Below are 21,025 nucleotides of genomic sequence, written 5' to 3' on the forward strand. Positions count from 1 at the left end.
TTTCAGCAGGATCAATAATTCACTTATTTTCAGGTGGCCAGTTAGTTTCCAGCCAGCCGGGAATTCTTCCTGAATCAGTAGGCCCTATAAGAACCTTTGAGCCAAGCTGATCTTCCACATCACCCTGCAACCTTGCGGCAAGTCCCGGAAGGATGACGGTGTTGAAAGTTGTCTTTTCTTTCAGGTCAAAGCCAGCATCATCAAGTGTCTTCTTGATCTTGGCAGCTGTAAGCTGTCCGCCTGCAACAGCTGCTTCCACACCGATACCGTCAGTATCAACCACTACAATATAGCAGTCCACCTTGTTGGATGAAACGTCACTCTCCACGGTATAGTATGTGAGAGCGAAGTTTGTGGTTATGATAACTGGTGAATCAGCAGTTGGTGACCCGATTTCCATGATTCCCGGATCCACTGTCACAGGTTTACGTGGGTCGGTGTAAATGGTATCACGGATGTGAAGTTGTGGGAGCAAGGCGTGTGGCTGGATGCTGTGCATGATCATGATGTCACCGTATTTGACGGTAAATACAGATGCAAGCACTGTTTCCCAGTATGAGGCACTGATCTCATCATCATATGCCATCCATGCGGTAAGGGGCACTGCCATAATCGGGCATGCAATATCCCTGTCACCCTCGATTCCTGCTCTCCTGATTTTCAGGAAATTCTCAAAAGTGGTTTTTAGGTCTCTGCCAGTGGGAAAGGTTCCCGGATCAAGCACAAGGTTATTAATACTCATTTCACTGAAGGTCTTTGCCAGGGACTTGAGCATGTCAAGGTCATTGGGTGCAAAGAGGGTTACAGGAACTTCGTAGTCCTTTGCAAGTTTTGCGACTTCCTGCCAGTTGTCTTTTGTTGCAGCATAAAGCAGGGGTTTTTTCTCTGCAGCCACTTCAAGGGAGGCTTTCAGGACTGCCGGATCAAAAGAACAGAGCACCATTGGGAGATCTGTGGCTTGCATTACCTTTTTCACAGCAGCGGTAAATGTTTCGGGATTACCGGAAACACAACGTACTGCAATCATGTCAAGGGTCAGAAAATCCCCTACGTAGAATTTCTTGAAATTCTGGATTGTGTTAACACGTTCCAGTAGTTCCTTCTCGTCCATGGTGTCAGTTACGTCATATGCATAGGCTGTCTTGTTGAAGAAAGTAAGCTTGTGACGGAAAAGGACATCGTCACCACCGATTTTCACGGCTTTCTCACCAACACCGATGACAACTTCCCTGATCTCGGGTGCAAGAAGTGCTTCAAGTTCCTTGAGCTTATTGGCAAACTTGTCTTCCTCAACCATAGGAAGGCAGTCCGTAGCCTTATGTGATCTATCAATGAGGTGGGATGCAAATGCCATACAGGTATCTTCGCCACATCTGCCGCAGTTTGTACCTGGCAGGAATTTGTAGGCTTCAAGTGGACTGTTAACTTTCATTCTTTCACACCTCCGCTGTTACCCAGCTGTTGATGTCTGTCGGTCTGGATTCGATGCTGCCGAACAGTGTCTGGGTAATTTCCTTGAGTACCTGTACGGATGTCGGGTGCATCATCATGAACAAATCGTTTCCTGCAAGGGACAGGGTAAGACCCGTGACAATTTCCCAGATTGGGCCCCTGTATTCCCTAGGTCCCCAGTCGGAATCTTCCTTGAGGGGTGATTCTTTCATCCAGGATTCTCTTGCTCCCCAGGCATTGGTGGTACCTGAAGACATGGGGAAGTTAAGCTCTGTATCGCCCATCAGTGCGGAAAGCCTGATCCTCTCCATGTTGCTGTAGGCATAATCAAGGCCGTATCCCAGTGCTGCGGTGGTCGGGTCCATCACGATGCTGTCCCTGGGTACATTGCATTGTTTCATGAGCTTACGGTTAAGCTCCTTCTGGGCATTGATTTCAAGCTGTGTCCAGGATAGCACTGCATGACCATGGTCAGTTGCCGCTTTTGCAACCCTTTCATAATCCAGATTCAGGCTGGCGGATGCAAGCAGGGCACGTTCGCCTTCTGCAACTTCTGCTGCCCTTTCCAGCACTTCGGGGTCTTTTTGCGGATTACCAGATCCACCGATGACAATTGGTACATCTACGGCCTGAAGCACATCTTCCACAACCTTTGCAGCTTCCCTTGCAGGAGTGTCGTTGATAAGAGGATCTGTGGATATCAGGTGTATGGTTACCATGTCAGCATTGAAGTCCTTGACCACCTTTTTTGCCCACTCTGCCGGATCTTCCATGACATCTTCATAGTTGCTCTTAACTGTTTTTGCCATGGAAATTGGGATGTCAAAGACATCCATAGTAACATAATTGCGGTGAGGCATTTCTGCATCGAAATAGTAAGGCATTGCCTTTTCTCCACCAAGTGTGACTGTGCTTTTTCTGCTGCCGCCGTCTGCGGAAGTTGCACCGAGGGTAATTTCCTCTATCGGTGTGTTCCATTCGGCAATCTTTGCAACCTCGAATTTGCTTTCAATCAAATTCTGGATTGCAGGCTCTGCAACAGTTGCAGGTGAAGGTACAAGTCCCAGTCCTTCGGCAAAAAGCTGATCTACAGGATATCCCAGCATTCTGGAAATGTTGGCGATATGAAGTGAGATCTGGGCAGCTTCATGTCCAAGAGCATAGGCAAGGGCAGGGTTTAAGCCTCCTCCACCGCTGATATTTAATTCAATATCTCCTTCAATAGTAACCCCTTCAAGGGATTCCACATCGAGGTCTTTGAAAAGCTTGTTAATATCTGCAAGCTTGATCTTGTTCGACATAATGATTCACCATTTACGGTTTTCTGGTTGTTTACAACCCCAGTCTCTCTGCGATTTTATTCACTTCAGTGACAGCGATAGATTCGTCAGGAAGATCAAAAAGGGGCATCCCCTTAAGATCCCTATCGACGATCATCTCATCTGCCGGCACCAATCCAATAAGTGTAAGTCCCAAATCTTCCGCTGTCTGCTTGATGGTTTCCCGTGTTTCGTCAGTAACCTTGTTTGCAATCACGTAGATATTCCCGACATTGGTCTCGAGTTCTTTCACGAGTTCCCGAATACGTTCTGCGGTACGCAGTCCGCGACGTGATCCGTCGGTAACCACAATCAAATCATCAACATTTCTGATTATCTTCCGGCTAAAATGCTCCAAGCCCGCTTCGGTATCCATTATTACCATGTCGTAATTTTCAACCATCTTGTCCATTATTCCGCGGAGCAGGTTGTTGATATAGCAGTAACATCCTGACCCTTCAGGCCTTCCCATGACTATAAGATCATATTTGGGCATTTCATTCAGGATTTCGTATATCTTGGATTCGAAAATGGATTCCTTGTTGACATCAGGAGGGAGATTATCACGTTCGGTCATCATGAATTCTTTCATATCACCGATTGTTCTTTCCACTTCACATCCCAGAGTTTCCGGGAGGTTAGTATCAGGATCAGCATCAATAGCCAGAATTTCTTGGTTTGATGAGGCTAAATGGCGAATGAGAAGAGCCGTAATGGCAGTCTTCCCGGTTCCCCCCTTGCCAGTGATTGCAATCGTCCTTGTCACAGGAAACACCGGTTTTAGTCGTTCTTCTTGATTATTATTTTGTCAACCGATACCTTTGCATTCTTAAGAATAATTTTCACTCCACCGCCTTCTCCGGTCATTTGTGGCATTGTCGGGAAATTCATTGGCATGGTTGACTGCATCTGTGGCATTGTAGTAGCAGTTGTTTTTTCAGCGACTTCTTCAATTATCTCTTCTTCCTCGGACTCCCATCTGTCTACAACAGGGTGATTCTTCTCATTCAAGAAAGTCTTTAGGGATTCAAGGTCACTTACATCTTCTTCGGTTGCGATTTTGTCCACAATATCTGCTGGTATGTCACTGATGACTCTATCTTTGAGATTCTTGGGCATCCAGACTACACGGTTCCAGCCACCATCTGCCTGTATGAATTTCGGGGACCGGAAATAATTGATACCAATTCCAAGGAAACCAACAACCTGTTTCCCGCCACCTGTCTGTCCGGCCATTGTGGAGAAAGGCAAGCCGTTTGGTGCGGTTCCTGGGAAGTCCCTGTCAACCCATCCGATACCGTCAACTTCCGGAATGTAGAAACCGACTACTTCAAAACATCCGCAGGATGTGTGTGGATATTCAAAGAAAGAGTGGAGTTTGATCCGGTCATATTCACCACTTGAAAGGGTCTTGGCAATTTCGTTAACACCTGTGTATTCTCCGGACATGTCATCAATAACATCACCTTTCGGGATTGCGAACTGGGGACCCTCGGGGTCTACTTTTGCAGCTGCACGACCGTCAAACCAGTTGATAGCACCACAAAGGGAAACCCTGTCTGGAGTAATTACACAGACATTTGAAGGTGCAAATGACTGACAGAGTGTACATCCGTAGAATGTATCAACGTCCTCATCATGGAGGTTGCGGGTTCTGTCATCTCTGGATTTGTAGATTTCTTTTGCTTCGTCCAGTCTCTTCTCGATTTCATCCTTGTCTGTGATGTAAATGGCTTCTACCTTCTCAATAAAGGGAAGTTCGTTCTTAAAGAGCATCATGATTGCTTTGGCAATGGACTCAAAGGAAGTCATTCCTTTGCCAACCGCTTCCTTACTTATACGTACCCAGACGTCATAACGCTGGTTTAAGTGCATAAGTCCTTGGACATAGTTCTGGAAGTCATGGTTTCTTCTTTCCACAATGGATTCGAGGTCTTCTTCAACCAATTCACCCGCTATTTTGTAGATCATGGCAAAAGGATATCTTCCTCCCTCTTCCATTTCGGAAATGTCAGGACCAATAAGCGTGAATTTACCATCTTCCACATTGTCCATTTCTGAAGCTCTCACAAGTTCAAAACCAACGGATTTAGGACCTGCAAGTTCAACATACATGTCATTTTTTCGTATCCTTTCTCCTTCAAACATCGGGGAAATTTCAAAAGGAAAATCTTCAGCCATTCTTAAATCCTCTCTATAAAATGATCAAAGCTCTGCGATAAGTTCATCTAATGCTTCAAGGTGCGTTTCTGGTTTAATATTTCCGAAAGACATTGATGCATTCTGGATGAAATGTCTCTCTATTGCAATGGTCTTGAGGTTTGAAAAGTTTTTCAATCCTGAAAGTACCTGATTAATGTAGTACTTCTTGTGTCCGAGGAACAATATAAGATCATAGGGTCCTTTCCCGTCAAGCCCCTGCCAGTTCGCATCACAAAGATAACTGCCGAGGAAATGGATATTGATGTACTTTGCATCGACACCTTCTGCATCCTTTAAGCCTTTCATGGTATGTCCCGTGGCAGCCACAGGAATGCCTTTCTGTGCAATCGCAATTGCTTTTTCAAGCTTTTCATCCTTTAAGATTTCCGCTCCAACAACAAGCAAAGGTCTCTTTGCCTTGGTGATCATTTTTGCAACGATAGCAGGTTGGGCAGGCTTTGCGTTCTTCGGACCGTATGTAGTGTATACTTTCAAGTTCTTGGTAACGTCTGCCATTAGCATGCCTCCTTACAGAGTCTTTTGATGTTGGTTGGCTGGGCCGAAACATCCGACTTTGTAGTTGGTCCGGAAAGAATCTTCTTCTTGTTCCAGTCAATTTCCCATCCATGTTCTTTTTCGAGGATCTTAAGAAGCTCCTCACGCCGTGCTAGTGGAAGATCTGTTTCAGTTCTTACAAACTTATACCAGTCGTCAGGCATGATTCCAAGGTATTTCTCACTGAGCTCGATGTAGTGAGTCAGTTTGATCATCCTTCCCATGTTGTTATCACTTGGACGGATGCAGCTCTTGGCAAGCATTGGCATAAGTTCTTCAACAGTTTCAGCAGATGTCAGAAGATATTCAGGTGCAGCAGGAGTGCTAATTTCGGAACCATCCCTTGCATCGTACACCTTCCATTTTTCCTCATCATAGGGTTTACCTATCAGTGCCCTGCGGTATTTTGAACCGTGGGGTCCTACAATGACAGGTATTCCAAGACGGTTGCATCCGGTACCGATTGAAGCGGCTTTCTGGGAATATGCTCCCCATGCCACACCGACAGCACCTACACGGTTGAGGATGTAATCTGCAATCTCCTCGTAGTTTCCAGCGACATTGCGCTGTGCAAAAATGGCTGCAACTTTAATTGCAGCACCGGTAATGTGCGAGTTGGAGACACATGAACCGACGTTGATAAGATTTCCTTTGAGGAACCTTGCGGGATACCTCTCGTATAAGGTTTCACCATCTTCGTTTTTGTACATGCCTATATCCATTGCAGTACAACCTGAAACGATAACAATGTAGTTCCTTTTAAGCATCTCATCGCCTATGCGGTAAAGATCCTTTGTACCTTCAGGGTGATTGGAGCATCCTACAAGTGCGACAATACCCGGTGTTGTACCCATGACAAGATTTACACCTTCTTCACGGATTTCAGGGTCACTGATCTGCCCTCTTCCGACACGTACTTTGCCCTTTTCTTCACGGATAACTTTCTGTGCCGCCTTCTCAATTACATTAAGGATTGGGATGTCCTTCGGGCATGCCTGTTCACATCTGCCACAGCCGATGCATTTATCGTGCAGTTCTTCAAATGGTGAAAGGTTACCTTCTGCAGCGGATGTCATTGAATCACTGATGGGCAAGTTTGTCGGACAATCAAGCTCACATGCAAGACAGTGAACACATCTGGAAGTAAGTTCCTTGAATTCCTCATCGGTTGGAAGTGCTGTAACACCTTTTTCCTTGCGTATCTTTGACATTTCCTGTGCAAGTCTTGGTGCGACTTCCCCGAGCTTTTCAAAATCAAGAATCAGTGCACCATCCTGCTTGCCTTCCTTGAGATCATTGATAATATCTTCCACATCATCGTTCGAGCGGTTTGGAAGACCATACATGATTTTGTCGTTGGTAGTGATTACCGGCATCATGAGTTTTCTTGCTTCCCTGAGTACATCGGCACGTACACACTGCTCATCCACAACAATAACATCAGGTACACCGGACCTGATCATTTTCAGTTCTTTTGCAAGGGTTCCGACTACCTTGGCTTTTGGTACGTCTCCACCTTCAGTCCTATACCTTGTCATATCAAGGGCGGTACAGCAGAGACCACATAGCTCGATCTTATCTGAAAGATTGTGCTCTTCCATATAATCGATAATGTTGGTAACTCCGGCTACGTTATGACCAATTACCAGCAGGACGGGTTTTTCGGGATCTATTGTTCCCATTCCAATTTCTGCCAGTGAAGTATTTTCCTTGGCTTTTGGCATGTCAAGGCAGGAAATCTGGGCAATATCCGATACTTCCATTCCCACATGGTCGAGCATTCCGCCGTGCAGTGCCTTGGATTCAAAGTCAATTGCTTCTCCTTCCTGCCCCATGTGGACGGTTGCTAGAAGCTGGACAAGCTGTTCTTCTACATAATCCAGTGCATCATCAAGGTCTCCGAGGGTTTCCGGTTTCTTGCCGGTGACAAGCTGGACGTTGGGTGCGATGATGTTTGATGGTCCCACTTTCAGCGGATAATCTTTCCCGTAGAGATCAATCAGGTGATGCAGCAGGTGTCTGCCGTGACCGGAGTGTGCAGCTGCTCCTGTAATGACACGAAGCATGAATTCCCTTGCGTTGTGTCCTTCCATATTGATCCCACAGGCACCTTCCTTGTTTCCTGTAAGATCACAGGTACCGAAAGTACAGTAACAACACTGATCACACATGGGAGTATAAACCGGGTTGTATTTCTCGAGGAGTTTATAGTCCCAGTCCCTCAGATCGGAAATGCCGGGTTTTGCAGTTGGTCCCACATCTCCTTCTTCTTCTGCTGCTTTTTCGATAGCACCCACTATGCTACCGATGGTGATCTGGACGTTTTCCAGTTCCTCAATTGAGAAAGTGCCTGATTTCAGTTCACTCATCTTAATATTATCCTCCTGAATGACCCCTGCGCATCACAATGCTGTAACCGCAAACGGGTGTTACAAATTGAATAAACTTAACGGTATTTACAGTATAGAAGACTGTCGAACCAAATACGGGAATTCTCTATATAAGTGTTTGGATATTTGTCATGATTATAATTGTAGAATTATTTGCGTTGTTTTCACTGTTTACATTTTGGATCAGGATCTAAATAAAGGAATTAATCCTATAAATGCAAAGAAGGCAAGTAATAGGGTGTTTTTCATTATTATTTATGGATTGATGGCTATTTCACTATTGTATTATGTCCCGTTATCTATAGATAATGAGTATCGAGGTTTTATTTTCTTATGCAAGAAGAAGTTAATAGTGGGAAATATTCATACTGAGAAATGTCCATCTCCGATACCATTATAAGCATGGAGTCGGATTTCCTTAATGGAGGATAGCTTGGAAAGCGGTTGCTGGATCTGTGGTAAAGAGGACTATTTTATGACAAATTGTCCTTATTGTGGGCATACTTTTTGTGTAGAACACCGATTGCCACAGCAGCATGCTTGTCCGGGTATTGATTATTCATCACGCTTTGGACATCAGGCAGGAACCAGAAGGGTATACAACCAAGTTGGCAGTGATGATATTTTCAAGGTATTTTTCAGAAATGCGGCAAAAGGAGCAGCAACCGAGTTTGCATATAGAACTCATCGTTCCTTTTACAGCAGCCCTTCGATGGCGATCTTAATTATATGTGTTGCGGCATTCTTCATTCCACGCTTCATATCTCTATTGTTTCCGGGATTTTTAGGTCTGTTTTACGGTTTGTTCCAGCTTTACCCGAATGATATGTTATCCATGCCATGGACTATCATTACTCATATGTTCTTGCATGCGAGTTTCTCCCATCTTTTCTTTAATATGATGGTTCTCTTTTTCTTTGGAAGGGAACTGGAAAGGAGAATAGGGAACAATAGGTTCCTTTATGTTTATTTTATTTCCGGGATAGTTGCAGCAATTGGTTTTTCCATTACTTCAAGCACTTCTCTGCCACTTGTAGGTGCCAGTGGTGCCATCATGGGAGTTTTTGCCACTCTTACGATCCTTGCTCCCGACCTGCCTGTCTATGTTTTCTTCTTCCCCATGCGCATCAAGCATGCTTTAATGTTGTTTGCAATTCTTGATTTTGCTTTGATAGGCACAAATGATATGGTAGCCCATACGGCTCACTTAAGCGGGATTGCTGTCGGAATTTATATGGGTTTACGACTAAAAAATATGAAGAAAATGCGTAGCAGTTATCGGAGTTGACCTTATGAAGAGTGAGCTTCGGCGCCTTTCCTCTTACAGACCAAGGCCACAGGAAGGCGAAGAAATTCCTATCAGCTTTATCGATCTTGAAAAAAAAATCGCTGGCTGGTCTCCCAAATTAAAACAAACTGTATACGCGGATGATCTTAAAAACACACAGGGTCTCAAAAGAGTCAGAGAAATATTCCTGCTTAAGGTTTTCAACTGGTATCGAAATGGGGTGTCTATCATAGAACTTACTAACGATGAAAGGATGCACTTTGAGGACATCCTTAATGAATTTTTGCTTTATGGGGGTGAAATACTTTATTCAAGAAAGAAAAAAGGCAGGAAATACATCAATTCTTTCCGTCTGAATACAGCTGGAAACGGGAATGGTAATGTAAGGGAATGTTTGCTTGCCGAAAAGCTCTGACAATTATTTCCAAAATTAAAGGGATTAGCGGCAGGAATACTTTTTTAATCTGAAATCTGTTGAAAAATAATCTTTAGAAAATAACTTTAGTTTTGTCATCTTTAATATCTTACAATAGAATAATATAAGATAACATCTAAAAACTAAATTGTCCCATCTCATGGTATTAAGTTTGTTATTAGTGGGATTATAAGTGTTATTTGAGTATACTTAATTTATCGTGAGGCACCATGGCGAATGTGAAAACCGGTATTAATTCTATTGTGAAGTATTTGAGTACTAAAAAAGAAGGGGGACGGCGAAGCATTGGGCTTTTGGTTGATGGTCCAAACGTTCTCCGTAAGGAATTTGACGTAAATCTCGAGGTGATCCGAGATGTTCTTAAAGAATATGGGAATGTCAAAATTGGACGTGTTTTCCTCAATCAGTATGCTTCAAACAAACTGGTTGAAGCGGTTGAAAACAATGGATTTGAACCCATAATATGTTCAAGTGATGTTGATGTAAGACTTGCTGTAGAAGGCATGGAACTCGTCTACAATAACAACATTGACACTATTGCCCTTGTAACAAGGGATGCTGATTTTAAACCACTATTAAATAAGGCCAATGAACATGGCAAAGAGACTATAATTTTTGGAGTACAGCCCGGATTCTCTACGGCACTGAAAAATTCCTCTGATTATGTCATAATGCTGAATGAAGCTTTGGAAGAAATTGGTGAAGACAAAACAGATGAAAAATGAAGGAATTTTACTGGCTTTCATGTCCTTCTAGTTCAAGAATCATCTCTTTAAGCCGAGATCTTGAGATTCCCTTCTTGAGATCTGTACAATTCTTAATCCTGCCAATAAGGGTACAGAGTTGGTCATGCTCTAGACTGTATCCCATGTCCTTGATAATTCCTTTGAGGGCTTTCATACCGGTATGTTTACCGACAATCAGGTTTCGTTCTCCTCCAACCATCTCCGGACTGAATAATTCATATGTACGGGGTTCTTCAAGAATTGCCATAACATGGATGCCGGATTCATGGGTAAATGCATTCTTTCCGACGACTGCTTTGTTAACCGGTGTCTTAAGACCTGTATAATTTTCAACTTTTCTTGAAAGCCGGTTGAGATTAGATATGTCATATTTTTCCAATCCATACTGGACTCTCAGTGCAACAAGCACTTCTTCAAGGGCTGCATTTCCTGCTCTTTCGCCAATTCCGTTTACTGTGGTATGGAGTTGCTTTGCACCCGCTTCAGCTGCTGCCAATGTGTTTGCAGTGGCAAGCCCAAGATCGTCATGGCAATGTATACACACATCGGTTTTCACCTTTTCTTTGATTTTGCTCACAAGATAGTGAGTGGTACTGGGGTTAAGGATTCCAATTGTATCTGCAATGCTTACATATTCTACATTGTACTTTTCAGCTTCATGGAACACTTTCTGGAGAAGGTTTACATCTGTGCGTGTTGCATCTTCTGCTGCAAACCTGACCTTTAAGCCATGATCTTTTGCGTATTCAATGGTGTTCATTGCACATGTAACAATGTCATGGCAACTCTTATGGTACTTATATCTTAGATGAAGATCAGACATGGCAATGAAAATACTAACAATGTCTACATCACACTCAAGGGCAGCGTCCACATCTGTGACTATTGATCTTGAAAGGCAGCAAATGTTAGCATCAAGTCCCATGTTGCTTATGGTTTTGACAATTTCTTTTTCAGAGCTTGAAACAACCGGAAATCCGGCTTCAATAACCTCAATTCCGATACTGTCAAGTTCAGAAGCAAGGTCCATTTTTTCTTCTTTTGTAAAAGCCACTCCCGGAGTCTGCTCACCATCTCTGAGGGTGACATCACAAATCTCAATGTCAATATGTCCAATGCCCAGGTAATCCATGAGTTTGTTTCGGGAGTACATTTCATCTGAATGCATAGTAATTCGCTCTGTCAGAACGTAACTTAAGCTCTCATTTAAATAAGTATGTATTTGGTATTATCGAAGCTTTGATTCTACTTTTTGGTAAAAGCCAGTGATACCCGTTGATACAAATCGTGCAGGGTTTGGTGCTTCTGTAAGAGTAATAACATCATTCATTTTCATGGTGAAGTTGTGCTGCCCGTCAATGACAATGGCCGCTTCCTTTTCGGGAACAATGATCTCAACCTGTATACTCCTGTCGGATGGCACTACCCAAGGTCTTGCAGAGAGCCTAAAAGGTGCCAATGGAACAATAAGTGTTGCATTCACGCGGGGGTCAATTAGTGGGCCGCCTGCACTCATGGCATAAGCAGTTGAACCAGTTGGTGTGGCAATAACCACTCCGTCAGCTCTTATTTCTTCGATAATGCAGTGGTCGACGGTTATCCTGAAAGTTATTATTTTTGCAGGTCTTGCAGTGGTCAGGACAACCTCGTTTGTAGCAGATGGTAATTCTTTCCTATTTAACATGACTTTGAGGCGCTTTCTTTCCTCGTATTCAAAACCATCCAGTATTTTTTCAATTGTGGGAATGGCATCTTCTGCAGCTGTATCCACAAGGAACCCAAGAGTTCCCATGTGGATGCCAAGCAAAGGCAGAGGATCTTCCATTTTTGAAATAGTGCGCAAAACAGTACCGTCTCCACCTATTGATACAATTAGATCAACACCTTCTTCTCTCATTTTTTCAACAGGAATTATTTCGGCGTCAGTAATTTTGCAATAAGAAGCTGAGTTTGGGGTAACTGCAATGCTAATTTTATCCTTAAAGTGATCTACTAGTGTCTTAACCATTTCTCTGGCATCGGCTTTATCATATCGTGAGACGATACCGATTTTCCTAACTTTCATTGATATTTTCCCCCAATACTCTCTAATATAGCTTTATGTACATATCCATTTGACGCCACCATTGAGAGCCGATTGATAATATTACATTCAAGCGATAATGGTTTTCCTGTACCATTAGTTATGGTACCACCTGCTTCTTCAAGAATAAGTTTGCCTGCAGCAACATCGATAAGTCTTAACGAGTTTCTTACATCTACAATTGCATCCATTTTTCCGGATGCTACGTAGCAAAGTTCAAGTGCGACACTTCCCAGAAGACGTACGCGCCGGATTTTCCTGGCAAGTCCCAGTGTCTGCTCGACATTTTTCTGATATCCATAAAGACTTGCACAGGCTTGCTTCAAGTTTTTGATCTTAGATGTGTGAATTCTTCTTCCATTTAAGTATGCACCTTTTTCTGCCATGGCATAGTAGGTATCATTATTTGCAAGATTCTTTACATACCCAAAATCAATTTTTGAAAGATCAAGGCTTCCAATTGCTATGGAGATGCTGTAGAAAGGGATTCCCATTGAAGCATTATAGGTTCCATCAAGCGGATCCAATGCGATGGTTATTTTCGGATCTTTTCCCAATACGATTTCCCCGATTTCTTCGCTGAGTATTCTCATGGGGATTCCGGTATTCTCAAATACTTCCAAGATCGCCTTTTCGGCAACATCATCGATTAATCGCGTAGGAGTTCCATCTGCTCCGGCATATACTTCTTTGTAGGCATTTGGTGTTCCTACAAGTGGGGTGATTGCCTCTATAGCTTTTTCAGAAGCTTCCTCACAAATACTAAAATAATCTGTTTTGTCGTCCATGAAAAAAGAATGGGCATTAGATGCCCATATTTTTGTTTGTCATTGCAATGGATTTCAGTGGATCGTTTTCCAGCTCTGTGATCGCACGAATTGCATCTATGTTTTCAGGTATTACGTCGGATTCCTGATGTATTGCCTGGAAAAAGTATAATTCTCCTTCGTACATTGTGATGGATTCATCCCATACACAATTTTCCCACATGTCCCCGCGTGGTCTTCCGAGATCTTTTGCAAGCTCCATGATTTCTGCAGTGGAGGTTATACCTTGCCCCACAAAACGAACTCTTGATTGTTGCTCGAAGATATCTTTAACATCCTCTACGTTGGAGTCTTTTTCAAGTTCGATGTTCAGGGTATGCAGGTGCATAAGGGTAGTTGGTAACTTAACAGCAGTTGTTGCAATATCCATGTGTGGGATTACTGTCTTTACGTCTGGGCCATGGTGGGAAGGCAGCCTTATGGGATTTGGTACGATTGCATTAATGGGTCCTTTCTTGACGTCATTTGGATCAGCGGCCCTGCGCATGAGAGTAACTCTTGCTTTCTTTACTCCGAATTCCTTGTCCAGTGGGGTTAATACCCTGCAAAGGCCTGTGGTATTGCATGAAACGACTCTGACAAAATCCCTTCCCAAAGCCTCGGTATAATTACTGGCGGCATTAAATGAGCATCCTGCAAGATCGTGATCTTCTCCGCCCTGCCAGATAGCTTTGGTGCCAGCTTTCTCGTAAATCGCTTTGTTGCTTTTTCCTAATCCTCCGGGAGTACAATCCACGACAACATCAGCATTTGCAGCCATGTCCTCAATGTTGCCTGCAACTTCAATTCCGGCTTTTTCCATACCACTGATCTTCTCAGCAGGGGTATAGACATCAAAGCCTTTTTCAACAGCCATTTGTGTTTCAAAGTTTGGTCTTGTCTTTGAGACGCCGATTATTTCCATGTCTTTCTGAAGCATTACTGCGTCCGCAACACGCTTCCCAATGGTTCCATATCCATTTATAGCAACTTTGATTTTTGCCATTTTAGTACCGTCCTAATTTAAATGAAGTTCCACTTAGTTAATATTAACAAAATACCCCGATCATGTATACTGAAAGGCACTATTTAGTCGTTTGCAACAATTACGAGTATTCCTTTTGAGAAGTCTATTTCACGTATTTTGCCTTCAATTATTTCCTTTTCACCAAAGATACCGGTCATTTCGATAAGGGAATCGTTTACTATTACTTTCATAACAGATTCCATTATGTCACGACTTTTGTTATCCTCGGTTTTGAAGATAGCTTTTAGTTCGCACATGTGTATCACTTCATGAAAAGCTTCGCAACGGAGCAATCTTTTTCCAATCTCATATCATTTGCTACAGCATCACATTTTGTTCTCAGCAGGTATGCAATTGGACGAAGTTTCTTTTCAGAGAGGGTTTCGTAATTTGCCATTCCTTTACTAATAATAAGGCTGGCATTGTCAAATGCTTCAAGTAGTTCATCAGGTGCCTCCTCAAAGGATACTCCCACAGCATTACATCCTGTTGTTATTATTTTATCTACATGTTCTTCTATTTCAAGTGCCTTAACATCTTCCATTGTAACGTCAGTTAGCATTGGTTCACCACGAATAACAAGGGTTACTTTTCCTCCATGTTCTCGGATGATGTCGAATACGAGGGTATCAAGAATTATCTCACCGCAGTTGTCCGCTACATATACAGTATTGGAGGTTAGGTCGAACATTCTGTCAGTATCATCGACGTCAAGTCCTTTTTCAAAAGTGCTTGTGAATATTGCTTCAAAATTGTTTTCTCCAACTTCCAGTCCCATGACACCAAAGTCAAAGAAATTCCCGATAACTGCTGCAAGAACAGCTCTTCTAAAAATCTCTTTTGAATCGGGATTTCCTTTATAAATAAGTGCCTTTGCAAGAGGATATACTCCCAAAGCTGCATGGTTGCTGACTTGCTTTAAATCGTAGTAAGGGTCAGGATCATTGAGAATTTCGTAAGCTTTTCTGTGAACGGCTGTTGATACATGACCTGCAGCAACACCAGGTACATATTGTTCTTTGATGACATCCATGCATGAAATAAGAGTTTTGTGAATAAGTTGCTCATCTTGTGTTGAGAGCTTTGATTCATAATGTACCCGTGAGAGTAAACAGTAGATACAACGTGGATCCATTTTCATAAATTTGTTTTCCGCTTTTGTTTTCTGAAATTATTGGTTAACTATAAACTACAGTATTTTAAAATTTCGATTAATCGAGTTTAAAAAAGAATAGAATTATTTTCGGTTTGTTGTTACTCTGCCAGATTAAAGAATTTATACATGTATATGCTGTGTATATTTTCTTACACACTTGTGTACTTATTTGATTATACTTTTAACCAAGCATTTTGATTATAAGTCTTACTTGTTTTAATGAATAGTCAACACCAAACTCTTCTTCAATATATTCTTTAATCTGTTGCGTTGTTAATTTCTTATTCTGCACAAGGTATTGCTTAAGTTCGGCCTTTTGCTCAAGGTTTAATTTGGGTGGTCTACCACCTTTATACCGTGGCAATAATCCAGGGTAACCATCTCGGTTCCAGCGTCTTTGCCAGATGTATCCCGTGCGTTTTGTAACTCCAACCTTTCTTGCTGCTTCCTCGACTGAATCCCCCATGTACCTGTACCTGACAAAATAAAGTCGATCCAGTATTTTGATAAGTGTCTCGATGTATTTGATTCGTTTATTAAGTTCTTTTAAACTCACCTTTTCTTGGATTGGATATACTTCTTTTTTTACCATGCCTGATGATTGTGTTTTATATGTATAAAACATTTGGTTCTCTGCAGAAAATCTTTATATAAGATAACTCGATACCTTTTCTTAACAGCTTACCACCCTACATTTTTCAAGGGTCGGTTTGCTTTGTTACATCTAAAATATAGGTGATGAAATGGGAAATCAGGAAATTTTCGATAAACTTAAGGAAACTATCGTAACCCAGGATGTTGCTGGCTGTACAGCAGCAGTTAAGGAAGCTCTCGACGCAGGTATCAGTGCACTTGATGTAGTTAATGCACTTTCTGCTGGCATGAAGATTGTTGGTGATAAATTTGAAGCTGCAGAGCTTTACCTTCCACAGATTATGATGTCTGCAAAAGCAATGAAAAGTGCAATGGAAATTCTTGAGCCACTTCTCGCAGAAGAAGCAGGTGAGAGGGTTGGCACTGTCATCAAATTCGTCCAGGAAGGTGACATTCACGATATTGGTCACAGGCTTGTCGCAACCCTTCTTGCAGCAAACGGTTTTGAAGTAATTGATCTCGGTGTTGATGTACCTAACGAAAAGGTCGTTGAGGAAGTTGCAAAGCATAAGGGTGAGAAATTGATGATTGCTGGTTCAGCTCTTATGACTACCTCCATGCTCGGTCAGAAAGACGTTGTCCGTCTCATTAAGGAAGAAGGTCTCCGTGATTCGGTCAAGATCATGTTCGGTGGCGCACCTGTTACCGATAAATGGATTGAAGAAATTGGTGCAGATGCAACTGCAGAAAATGCAGCAGAAGCAGCAACAGTTGCACTTGAACTGATGAAAGAATAAAAGGGGAGGCGATTAAATTGACATTCACAAAATCAGTTACTTGCTATGATTTTTATGACCGTGCCCAGACCGGTGAGAAATGCAGTCAGGATGACTGGGATCTGATGACCATTCCAATGAAGGCAATGGAACTCAAGCAGAAATACAACCTTGACTTTGGTAAAGAGTTCATTCCAACTGACAAGGATCAGATGGAGAGACTTTTCAAGGCAGGTTTTGAGATGCTTCTTGAGTGTGGTGTATGGTGTACCGACACTCATAGAATCGTCAAATACACAGAAGACGAAATCTGGGATGCAATCAACAACCCACACAAGGAATTCCAGCTTGGTACTGGCAGGGATGCTGTCTACTGCAGAAAGAGGTCTGTTGGAGACAAAGCCAAACCAATCGTACAGGGTGGTCCAACAGGTTCCCCTATTTCCGAAGATGTCTTTGTTCCTGTTCACATGAGCTATGCTCTGGAGAAAGAAGTTGACACCATTGTGAACGGTGTTATGACGTCAGTTCGTGGCAAACCACCAATCCCCGGCAGTCCATATGAAGTACTCGCTGCCAAGACCGAGACACGTCTGATCAAGGACGCATGCTCCATGGCAGGTCGTCCGGGTATGGGAGTTTAGGGTCCAGAGACTTCCCTGTCAGCTCAGGGTAACATTTCTGCCGATTGTGTCGGCGGTATGGGTTGCAATGACAGTCACGAAGTTTCACAGCTTAACGAACTCAAGATCGATCTGGATGCAATTGCCGTCATTGCTCACTACAAATCCAACAGTGACATAATCATGGACGAACAGATGCCAATCTTCGGCGGATACGCCGGTGGTGTCGAGGAAACCACCATTGTTGACGTGGCAACCCACATTAACTCCATGGTCATGAGCAGTGCCAGCTGGCACCTTGACGGTCCTGTCCACATCAGATGGGGATCCACCAACACCCGTGAGACACTCATGATTGCCGGCTGGACATGTGCCACCATCAGTGAATTCACTGACCTGCTTTCTGGTAACCAGTATTACCCATGTGCCGGTCCATGTACCGAGATGTGCTTGCTTGAAGCAGCTGCCCAGTCCATCACAGACACCGCATCCGGTCGCGAAATCCTGTCCGGTGTTGCATCTGCAAAGGGTGTCATCACTGACAAGACAACCGGTATGGAAGCACGTATGATGGGTGAAGCAGCCCGCGCAACCGCAGGTGTTGAGATCGAAACAGTTAACGAGATTCTAGACAAACTCGTAGCAAGCTATGAGAATAACTATGCAAATGCACCTGCAGGCAAGACGTTCCAGGAATGCTATGATGTTGCAACCGTTACACCGACTGACGAATATGTCAAGGTTTACGACGGTGCAAAGAAGAAACTCGAAGACCTCGGTCTTTCATTCTAAATTTAAATTAAGAAAAGCCGGCAAATATGCCTGCTTTTCTTTTTTTTTAATGAGAATAGAATATAAAAAAATTATGTATCAAAATTGGAGGCATCAAATTGGACACTTGGACAATTGTTAATGGTGTACTTTATCTCGTAAGCTTTGCCATAATAGGCTATATGTTACTTGATGCCGCAAGGGTCTCAAAGAAATAATGGGGGGGACAATAAATGGAAGGTCAAGAATCTCCAGATCTAGTTAAAACATTACGTCCGTACCATGTTTGGGCTCTGGGTGTCGGTATCGTGCTTGTGGGCGAGTACATGGGTTGGAACTTTACTGTTGCTAAAGGTGGTGTTCTAGGTTCGCTTTTTGCTTTGCTAGTAGCAGGTACTATGTATGTCATGGTTTCTCTCTGTGCCAGTGAACTGGGATCATCTACAAAATTGGCCGGAGGACCTTATGACTGGGCCAGGTTATTTGTAGGTCCGGGCGCAGCCGCACTTGTAGGTCTGGGAGTATATATGGAATATATAGCTCTTGAAGCTGCAGATGCAATTGTGGTGGCATCGGTAATCCAGGCGATATTCCCGTCGGCGAATATAGCAGTATTCCCCATGACATTGATTGTTATAGCTTTCTTAACGTTCATGAACTATAGAGGAGTAGTGGCGGCGCTAAACCTTAACTTTGCACTAACTTTCACAGCACTGATTGCAATTATTGTCTTCTTCTTTACGAATATAGCTGGATTCGGTGGGCAATGGCATCCTGAATACCTGATATCTGGTGCAATGCCTAACGGCTTTGTGGGTATTTTTGCGGCGTTGCAGTTTGGTCCGTGGTTTTATCTCGGGATCGAAGGAGCTGCAATGTGTGCGGAAGAATGTAAACACCCCACAAGGGCTATCCCACTGGGTCAGCAGGCCGGTATGATTACCCTTCTACTTGCAGCAGGTATGACCCTGTATGTCTGTTCAGGTCTGGTACCAGATAACGTTCTTGGTGTATCAGCATATCCGCTCTTTGAAGCAGCAAGTAACAGTGGTGTAGGAATACTGATAGCATTGCTTGCAGTAGGTACACTCTTTACCTGTCTTGCAAGTGCGAACGGTACGGTTTGTGACTCTTCACGGTCATGGTACGCTCTGTCAAGGGATCACTTCCTGACTCCCTGGTTCTCTGCGATTCACCCGAGATACAACACTCCGTACAGAGCTGTAATCTTCACAATGCCAATCGCAATCGCCTTTGCATTCAGTGGTTACCTTGATCAGGTTATTACATTCTCAATTACATCAGGATTGGTTTGTTATGTTCTGATCCCATTCTCACTGATACGCTTCAGGAAGATGTTCCCAGAAAGCCACTTGAAAGCCAAGGGTGCAGAAAGGGCTGTACGTCCATTTGCGGGACCATTGCAACCTTACCTTGCATGGTTTACAATTCTGCTTGCGATAGTCATCATGTCCACTCTGAATTGGGGATATAACTACAACCTTGTCTTCGGACTGGTGTTCTATGTGATAGCATATTTCTACTTCACGTGGAGATATCGTTCACTTGAAGTCCATCATGACTGGGGTGAGGACATGGGATGGCCAGATCCTGTGGGAGTTGAATAAGGAGGTGTACTCGATGGAAGAAAACAATACAAATATTGATCCCGTAAGATATGCGAGTAAGCTGAAAGCTGATGCAGGTGTTGTTATACTGTTGCTTGCTATCCTGTACTTCTCAGAGAGTTTCATCACCTACAACATACTCTCCACGGTGTTGGCGGAGGTACCGGAAGCTGCAAAGCTACTCCCAGTTTACATACTCTTCTTTGTGCTGCTAATTGGTATTGAGACAGCAGGATGCTTGAGGGTGTATGGTTCGATCAAAGAGCACATGTACTCATTTGAGTACTATGATTAAAGGAGGATTAAGATGGGAGTTACTAGTAAAAATGGAGAGCGCAGTCTCTTCATGCAGATCTTCGATATCCTGTTCATATTCATAGTAGCAGGAGTATGTGTGGTTACGCCGGTTCTCCTGCAAGGTACCGTTCTTGTGGGATGGGGTGAAAAAGGAGGCATGCAATTTGTATGGGACCCGTCGGCATATTTCAGTCTGCTGGCCATAATTATTGTCTTCTTCATTGTGATCCTGTATCACTCGGTAAAGAATTATAAATTCTAAAATCTGGAAGTATGCCTTGAAGTTTCAAGGTATTTTCCATTTATTCGAGCAGGTGATTAATATGTCAGATGATATCAATTGGATAGAAATTGATGAGGAACGAACGGACGTCGAAGAGAGGCACGTGCCGGTTATTACTTCGCCGGATGTTATGACTGCAGGCGAGTCCTACGAAGTAAAAGTAACTGTTGGCATTTCGCCTCATGTGATGGAAACAGATCATTACATAGAATGGATTGAGCTATGGTTGGCTGACCGCAAAATCGGAAGGTTTGATCTTGGTCCATCGGAAAAAATGGCAGAAGCAGTATTTTCAGTTATGCCGGAAAAGGACATTATTGAAGCAACTGAATATGAAGTTTGTAATATTCATGGTGTAAATGTTTGTGCTGAGGATCTTAAATCGGCTTTTACACATCTTCGGGCAGTTGTAAGCTGCAATGTTCATGGTCTATGGGGCAGTAGCAAGAAAGTAGAAGTGAAAGAGTGAAAGAACAGAAGTAAATTTTTAAGCATTATCTGTTCTTCAAAGACAAATTAAATACCATACAATACCGATTTATGGGGATCGGTATTGCTTTCATTTTTTCACAAATTACTTATTGATTTTAGCT

The 21,025-nt window shown here is 43.0% G+C and carries 21 protein-coding genes and 1 pseudogene; 9 read left to right on the top strand and 13 right to left on the bottom strand.

Annotated features, from left to right (window positions below; all coding sequences use genetic code 11):
• Positions 1-19: 19 nt before the first annotated feature.
• The 6 genes from acsC to cdhA are packed head-to-tail and all read right to left on the bottom strand — an operon-like array spanning position 20 to position 7,897.
• Entirely contained in the window at positions 20-1,432 is a 1,413-nt protein-coding gene (gene acsC, locus PWQ49_RS00475) for an acetyl-CoA decarbonylase/synthase complex subunit gamma (RefSeq protein WP_300606351.1), read from the bottom strand.
• A gap of 4 nt (positions 1,433-1,436) precedes the next feature.
• Positions 1,437-2,753 carry a CO dehydrogenase/acetyl-CoA synthase subunit delta gene (gene cdhD, locus PWQ49_RS00480; RefSeq protein ID WP_300606355.1) on the bottom strand — a complete coding sequence of 439 codons (1,317 nt, stop codon included), beginning with the start codon at positions 2,751-2,753 and terminating at the stop codon, positions 1,437-1,439.
• Positions 2,754-2,784: 31 nt separating this feature from the next.
• Positions 2,785-3,537, bottom strand: coding sequence for an AAA family ATPase (locus PWQ49_RS00485; protein WP_300606358.1), 753 nt, complete (start codon positions 3,535-3,537; stop codon positions 2,785-2,787).
• Between the two features lie 14 nt (positions 3,538-3,551).
• Positions 3,552-4,952 (bottom strand): CO dehydrogenase/CO-methylating acetyl-CoA synthase complex subunit beta, encoded by a 1,401-nt coding sequence (gene cdhC / locus PWQ49_RS00490; RefSeq protein WP_300606361.1) that lies wholly within the window; start codon positions 4,950-4,952, stop codon positions 3,552-3,554.
• Positions 4,953-4,976: 24 nt separating this feature from the next.
• A complete protein-coding gene (gene cdhB, locus PWQ49_RS00495) occupies positions 4,977-5,489 on the bottom strand; it encodes a CO dehydrogenase/acetyl-CoA synthase complex subunit epsilon (protein WP_300606364.1) in 513 nt (170 codons plus the stop codon).
• Positions 5,489-7,897 (bottom strand): CO dehydrogenase/acetyl-CoA synthase complex subunit alpha, encoded by a 2,409-nt coding sequence (cdhA, locus tag PWQ49_RS00500; protein ID WP_300606367.1) that lies wholly within the window; start codon positions 7,895-7,897, stop codon positions 5,489-5,491. Before cdhA ends, cdhB begins: the two co-directional genes overlap by 1 nt.
• Positions 7,898-8,339: 442 nt before the next feature.
• On the opposite strand from cdhA, the gene PWQ49_RS00505 reads away from it, so the two are divergent.
• The 3 genes from PWQ49_RS00505 (at position 8,340) to PWQ49_RS00515 (ending at position 10,367) form a co-directional block, all read left to right on the top strand.
• On the top strand, positions 8,340-9,206 hold the full coding sequence (locus PWQ49_RS00505) for a rhomboid family intramembrane serine protease (RefSeq protein ID WP_300606370.1): 867 nt from the start codon (positions 8,340-8,342) through the stop codon (positions 9,204-9,206).
• Between the two features lie 4 nt (positions 9,207-9,210).
• On the top strand, positions 9,211-9,621 hold the full coding sequence (locus tag PWQ49_RS00510; RefSeq protein ID WP_300606373.1) for a hypothetical protein: 411 nt from the start codon (positions 9,211-9,213) through the stop codon (positions 9,619-9,621).
• Between the two features lie 230 nt (positions 9,622-9,851).
• Positions 9,852-10,367, top strand: coding sequence for a TIGR00288 family NYN domain-containing protein (locus PWQ49_RS00515; RefSeq protein WP_300606375.1), 516 nt, complete (start codon positions 9,852-9,854; stop codon positions 10,365-10,367).
• Between the two features lie 7 nt (positions 10,368-10,374).
• On the opposite strand, the gene PWQ49_RS00520 is transcribed toward PWQ49_RS00515, so the two are convergent.
• From PWQ49_RS00520 to PWQ49_RS00550, 7 genes are all read right to left on the bottom strand, one after another.
• Positions 10,375-11,556, bottom strand: a complete 1,182-nt coding sequence (locus PWQ49_RS00520; protein WP_300606378.1) for a homocitrate synthase family protein — start codon at positions 11,554-11,556, stop codon at positions 10,375-10,377.
• A gap of 60 nt (positions 11,557-11,616) precedes the next feature.
• Complete coding sequence (locus PWQ49_RS00525) at positions 11,617-12,453, bottom strand: NAD(+)/NADH kinase (RefSeq protein WP_300606381.1); 837 nt, start codon at positions 12,451-12,453, stop codon at positions 11,617-11,619.
• Positions 12,450-13,259: a bifunctional fructose-bisphosphatase/inositol-phosphate phosphatase gene (locus tag PWQ49_RS00530; RefSeq protein WP_300606384.1), complete on the bottom strand. Its 810-nt coding sequence runs from the start codon at positions 13,257-13,259 to the stop codon at positions 12,450-12,452. Before PWQ49_RS00530 ends, PWQ49_RS00525 begins: the two co-directional genes overlap by 4 nt.
• A 16-nt stretch (positions 13,260-13,275) precedes the next feature.
• The gene (locus tag PWQ49_RS00535; protein ID WP_300606387.1) at positions 13,276-14,283 is read right to left on the bottom strand and encodes a type II glyceraldehyde-3-phosphate dehydrogenase; all 1,008 of its coding nucleotides are present in this window, start codon (positions 14,281-14,283) and stop codon (positions 13,276-13,278) included.
• Between the two features lie 83 nt (positions 14,284-14,366).
• A complete protein-coding gene (locus PWQ49_RS00540) occupies positions 14,367-14,561 on the bottom strand; it encodes a CooT family nickel-binding protein (RefSeq protein WP_300606391.1) in 195 nt (64 codons plus the stop codon).
• A gap of 5 nt (positions 14,562-14,566) precedes the next feature.
• Positions 14,567-15,445 (bottom strand): ARMT1-like domain-containing protein, encoded by an 879-nt coding sequence (locus PWQ49_RS00545; protein WP_300606394.1) that lies wholly within the window; start codon positions 15,443-15,445, stop codon positions 14,567-14,569.
• Between the two features lie 196 nt (positions 15,446-15,641).
• Entirely contained in the window at positions 15,642-16,052 is a 411-nt protein-coding gene (locus tag PWQ49_RS00550; RefSeq protein WP_300606397.1) for a helix-turn-helix domain-containing protein, read from the bottom strand.
• Between the two features lie 151 nt (positions 16,053-16,203).
• Here PWQ49_RS00550 and PWQ49_RS00555 point away from each other — a divergent pair, with 151 nt between their 5' ends.
• The 6 genes and pseudogenes from PWQ49_RS00555 to PWQ49_RS00580 all read left to right on the top strand — a co-directional run bounded on the left by PWQ49_RS00555 (position 16,204) and on the right by PWQ49_RS00580 (position 20,901).
• On the top strand, positions 16,204-16,851 hold the full coding sequence (locus PWQ49_RS00555; protein ID WP_300606400.1) for a corrinoid protein: 648 nt from the start codon (positions 16,204-16,206) through the stop codon (positions 16,849-16,851).
• A gap of 17 nt (positions 16,852-16,868) precedes the next feature.
• Positions 16,869-18,245: pseudogene (locus tag PWQ49_RS00560) on the top strand (monomethylamine:corrinoid methyltransferase).
• A gap of 212 nt (positions 18,246-18,457) precedes the next feature.
• Positions 18,458-19,852, top strand: coding sequence for an amino acid permease (locus PWQ49_RS00565; RefSeq protein ID WP_300606403.1), 1,395 nt, complete (start codon positions 18,458-18,460; stop codon positions 19,850-19,852).
• 13 nt (positions 19,853-19,865) lie between these two features.
• Positions 19,866-20,147 carry a monomethylamine transporter gene (locus tag PWQ49_RS00570; protein ID WP_300606406.1) on the top strand — a complete coding sequence of 94 codons (282 nt, stop codon included), beginning with the start codon at positions 19,866-19,868 and terminating at the stop codon, positions 20,145-20,147.
• A gap of 12 nt (positions 20,148-20,159) precedes the next feature.
• Positions 20,160-20,411 carry an AcrB/AcrD/AcrF family protein gene (locus PWQ49_RS00575; protein ID WP_300606409.1) on the top strand — a complete coding sequence of 84 codons (252 nt, stop codon included), beginning with the start codon at positions 20,160-20,162 and terminating at the stop codon, positions 20,409-20,411.
• A 61-nt stretch (positions 20,412-20,472) separates the two neighbouring features.
• Complete coding sequence (locus PWQ49_RS00580) at positions 20,473-20,901, top strand: class II SORL domain-containing protein (protein ID WP_300606412.1); 429 nt, start codon at positions 20,473-20,475, stop codon at positions 20,899-20,901.
• The last annotated feature ends 124 nt before the right edge of the window (positions 20,902-21,025 follow it).

The organism is Methanohalophilus sp. (assembly GCF_030156785.1).
Classification (GTDB): domain Archaea; phylum Halobacteriota; class Methanosarcinia; order Methanosarcinales; family Methanosarcinaceae; genus Methanohalophilus.